At 67.6% G+C, this 4,441-nt stretch carries 4 protein-coding genes; 2 read left to right on the forward strand and 2 right to left on the reverse strand.

The features are described from left to right. The coding region (locus VF794_RS03890; protein WP_331107825.1) for a hypothetical protein at positions 1-704 on the reverse strand (704 nt) is incomplete at its 3' end. 200 nt (positions 705-904) lie between these two features. Between VF794_RS03890 and VF794_RS03895 the strand changes: the two genes are divergently transcribed. Beyond that, the gene (locus VF794_RS03895; RefSeq protein ID WP_331107826.1) at positions 905-2,527 is read left to right on the forward strand and encodes an SH3 domain-containing protein; all 1,623 of its coding nucleotides are present in this window, start codon (positions 905-907) and stop codon (positions 2,525-2,527) included. A 17-nt stretch (positions 2,528-2,544) separates the two neighbouring features. Continuing rightward, entirely contained in the window at positions 2,545-3,651 is a 1,107-nt protein-coding gene (locus VF794_RS03900; RefSeq protein WP_331107827.1) for a hypothetical protein, read from the forward strand. Between the two features lie 81 nt (positions 3,652-3,732). Here the strand turns inward: VF794_RS03900 and VF794_RS03905 are convergent. Further along, the coding region (locus VF794_RS03905; protein ID WP_331107828.1) for a hypothetical protein at positions 3,733-4,441 on the reverse strand (709 nt) is incomplete at its 5' end.

Genomic DNA, 4,441 nt, shown 5'->3' on the forward strand with positions numbered 1-4,441 from the left:
CCGAAGAGGCTGAGCAGCTCCGTGACGCCCTGGCGGTAGTCCTCGCGCCGCTGGTTGTGGGCGCTGCAGCCGGTGGGCGTGCAGCCGTTGTAGCACCAGGCCATCGTGGTCAGGAACGTCTCGAACTCGTTGGTGCCGGGCTTGGCCTTGTTGAGGTAGGCGATGGCGGCCGCGTCGGTAGTGATGAAGTCGCGCGTGTTGGGGCAGTCCTTCATCTTGGTGATGATGGTGTCGATGCCCTTGGAGGCGTTACCGCTGACGGTGAGGATGCCACTGCCGTAGTAGGAGAGGGTCTGGGAGTAGGTACCGGAGTCGAACTGGAACATGCCCAGGCCGCCCTGCTGGAGGGAGCAGGCACCGTCGCCAGAGCCGGCGATGACGGGGCCGCCCCCGCAGTCGGAGGAGTTGGGGCCCTGGCAGGCCCAGGTGGCCTCGGACCAGCACTGGGCCATGCCCGTCTCGTGGTTGGCCACGCCCGCGTAGACGACGGGGTTGGTGATGCCTCGGGGGGAGGCCGCGGCCTTCACGGCGTCGGAGCGGGAGCGTTTCTGGGCCGTGGTGAGCCGCGACTCGAGGGTGGAGGCCTCACCGTTACCGGTGGTGGGCTCCATGGACGGATCGAACTCGACAGGGCCGCAACCCCAGAGCAGGGCGAGCGCAGCTCCGCCCAGGTGCGTCAGCGCCTTCTTTGTCAGCAGCTTCATGGAAAATCCTCTCGGGCCCAGGAAATGACGCCCATCCTGCAAGAACCTTCAGACCTGTTTACGCCTTCATCCATGGAGGTCACGGATTTGCCACCATCCCAAAAAAAGGAATAAAAAAAGATTTGTTCCAAAGACCTTTATATCTTGACTTTGTTGCTTAGTTAATGATAACCGCTTTCCAAGTAAATCCCGGAGGCCCCATGCGAAGGGTCGCGAGTCTTTCATGTGCCGTGTTGATGGTCGCCACGCTCGCCGTTGGCTGCGGGGGTGAGGGCGGTATCCGGAGCACCGATCTCGTCGGTGCGCCAGACGTGGTGGCGGGCTCCGAGCCGCGAGACGCGCTGGGTGGGGTCTCCCTGGGTGGAGAAAGCGAGCTGGACGTCGTCGCGAACGCGAACCTGCGTGCCGGCCCGTCGGCGAGTGCCCCCCTCCTCCTGGTGATTCCGTCCGGCTCGCGCGTCCAGACGGTGGCCGCGGAGCCCCAGGACGGCTTCTACAAGGTCACCTTCCTGGGGCGTGAGGGCTGGGTCTTCGGCGCACACCTGCGCCAGGTGGAGAACCTGGGGGCCACCGAGCAGGCCATCACCACCACCGACATCATCGCGCGCGCCAAGACGGGCGTGGGCTTCTCCTACTGGTGGGGCCACGGCCGGTGGGTGTCCACGGGCGCCACCAGCACCAACAAGGGCGCCTGCTCGGGCAGCTGCCCCAGCTGCACGCACTCGGGCACCTACGGTGCCGACTGCTCGGGGTACGTCGCCAAGGCATGGGCGGTGCCCGATTGGAACACCGACATCGGCCGGGACGCGCACCCCTACTCGACGGACCACTTCTATAGCCGGACGGACCTCGAGTGGTCCCGGGTCAATCGCTCCTACTCGCAGAAGGGTGATGCCTTCGTCTATCGCAGCGGCGGCTCGGGCCACATCATGCTGTACGAGGCGGGGGATCCCTGGGGCACGCCGGTCATCTACGAGGCCGCCGGATGCTCCACCGGGGTCGTCTACCGCTCGCGGACCGTGAGCACCTCCTACATCGCGATCCGACGCAAGAATCTGGGTTCGGTGACGACTCCTCCGGCGCCCCCCGTGAATGTAGCGGTGGTGGGAGGGAACACGCCCAACGGGTACTGGCTGGCGGACAACAAGGGCGGAGTCTTCACGTATGGCGACCTGGGCTTCTACGGCTCCATGGGCGGCCAGGTGCTCAACAGGCCGGTGGTGGGCATGGCCCGGACGGCGGATGCCGGGGGCTACTGGCTCGTCTCGGATGACGGAGGCATCTTCTCCTTCGGCAACGCGGGCTTCCACGGCTCGCTGGGCGGCACGACGCTGAACAAGCCCATCGTAGGCATCGTCTCCACGTCCACCGGTGGCGGCTACTGGCTGGTGTCATCCGATGGCGGCATCTTCTCCTTCGGCAACGCGGGCTTCTACGGCTCCATGGGCGGCCAGGTGCTCAACAAGCCCATCGTCGGAATGGCTCGCACCGGCAACAGTGGCGGCTACTGGCTGGTGTCATCCGACGGCGGCATCTTCTCCTTCGGCAACGCGGCCTACTACGGCAACGGCGTGGGCCTGACGGCCACCCCGTTCGTCGCCATGGCGGCCAAACCGGACGGTACGGGTTATTGGCTGGTGACGTCGGACGGTGCCGTCTACTCCTTCGGGAGCGCCGCGTACTACGGCGGCATGAACGGCAAGCCCCTGAACGCGCCCATCTCCAGCATCTCGTCGACCTCCACCGGCAACGGCTACTGGATGATCGGCCAGGACGGTGGCGTCTTCACCTTCGGTGACGCCGCCTTCGCCGGCGCCAACTGACCCGGGTGACGCGCTCGATGGAACGGCGCTCGCGAGCCCTCCTGTGGGCCGGCCTGGTGTTGGGGGCCGGCCTCCTCGCCCTGCTCTGGTGGGTGCTGCCTCGCGGTGGCTCCCGGCCCGAGGCGGGTGCCACCTCCGCGACCGATGCGTCGCGGGTGGAGGGCTCCAGCGCCGGACCCGGGCGAGCCCAGGCGTCTACCTCGGGTGCCAGACCGGAACGCCCGGTCCCCCTGTCCCGACCCACGGATGTGCTGGTGAGCACCTCCTGGGGCTCGGGGGCGGGGCAGCTCGCGCGGAGCACGCCCGAAGAGGGCAACCCCGAAGGGCCGATGTCCTTTTCCGTCGGCCCCCAGGGGACGCTCCTGGTGCTGGACCAGGTGAATGGACGGATTGCCCGCTATGACCGGAACGGACAACCCCTCGCGCCCATCCCGGTGAGCCAGACCCTGCCGCACGAATTGGCCGTTGCTCCCGATGGCTCGCTGGTCGTCATGGACAGGCTGGCCGACCGGAGCGTCGCCATCTTCGATCCCCAGGGGAAGCTCGTGGGCGACCTGCCGCTCAAGGGGAAGAATCTGCCGGAGCCGGGGCTCGCCACGGGACTGTTCGTGGACGAGACGGGCATCTATGTGGAGCGGGGGCATGGTCCGCTGGTGCGGGTGGGCGACCTGGGGGGGCGGAGTGACCCGGCGCAGCCCCTGCTGGATGGACGGCCGACTCCCGAGGGGAAGTCCCTACTCTCCGCGGCGATGATCGATGCAGGGGCCGGGCGCTTCTGGGTGCGCTCGGTGGACCGTGTGAGCGGTCAGATGCATTTCATGAAGGAACTCCGCCTGCCGGTGCCTCTCCGGTACCTGATGTACCTGGACGCCGATCGCTCCGGCCGCATCTACGTGGGAGCCGCCGTGGGACGTGAGCCCGCGCCAGGCGAGCCGCTCCTCGACGAGGGCGTGCAGGTGCTCTGCTTGTCGCCCGAGGGAGAGGTGCGGGGCAGCGCGATGCTTCCGCCCAATCAACTGCCCGACGAGACCTTCCGGGAACTCACGGTGACGGAGGACGGGACGATCCTCTACCTGCACCGGACCGAGGCGGGCGCCGAGCTGCGGCGCTACCGCTGTTCGTGAATCCCGGAGCCTCCAACTCATCACTTCCCTCTCCCGAGAGGGGAGAGGGGGGGCGGGCGCGAATGAGCGGTCATCTCACGTTCAGGGTTGCTCGCCGAGCGCCGTGAGCAGGTTCCGGTAGAACGCCGCCGACTCCGAGTCGGGCTCCATGGAGATGCGGTCGCGGGCCTGCTCCACGAAGTCCTCGCGGGTGCGCACGTTATCGAAGAGGGGCCCGGCCAGATCCATCACCGCGGAGGAGATGTCCGCCTCCCGCGGCAGCCCGGTGTCCAGCGAGCGCATCACCCCCAGCATCCGCTCGGGGGACAGGCCGTAGAGTTCCTGGATGTTGTTCAGCCGGTTCCCGTACATGTGGCCTCCCGGGCTGTCGATGAGGATGCCCATCAGCGAGGGGTTCTCCTGGGCCAGGCTCCAGATCTGGTCCTTGGTGAGTCCCAGGTCCTGCTCCAGCACCTTCATGTTCTCCTCGCCCGCGTAGAACATCATCGCGCCGAGCTCGTCGCCGAAGGTCTGGCCGAGCAGGTCCTGCATCTCCTGGGAGTCGTCGTAGTTCTGCTCCAGGGTCTTCACGGCCTCGGCCCCCACCGAGAGCGCGAAGCCGCCGACGCCCAGGGCGGCCGCCAGACCGCCGGAGCCCGCGACCACCGCCACGCCCGCCGCGATGGAGGCCACGTCTCCGGTGATGCTCATGCCCGACGAGAGGCTCCAGTCGAACTGCGAGGCATTCTGCGCCAGGGAGATGGAGCCCGCGATGATGGACAGCACGGGCGCGGCCTTCTCCGCGAACTGG

It is taken from the genome of Archangium sp. (genome assembly GCF_036389735.1).
Lineage (GTDB): Bacteria > Myxococcota > Myxococcia > Myxococcales > Myxococcaceae > Archangium.

What these genes read in the sequence shown, in the direction of transcription:
- VF794_RS03895 (WP_331107826.1), top strand. Translation starts at nt 905, where the DNA reads ATGCGAAGGGTCGCGAGTCTTTCATGTGCCGTGTTGATGGTCGCCACG.
- VF794_RS03900 (WP_331107827.1), top strand. Translation starts at nt 2,545, where the DNA reads ATGGAACGGCGCTCGCGAGCCCTCCTGTGGGCCGGCCTGGTGTTGGGG.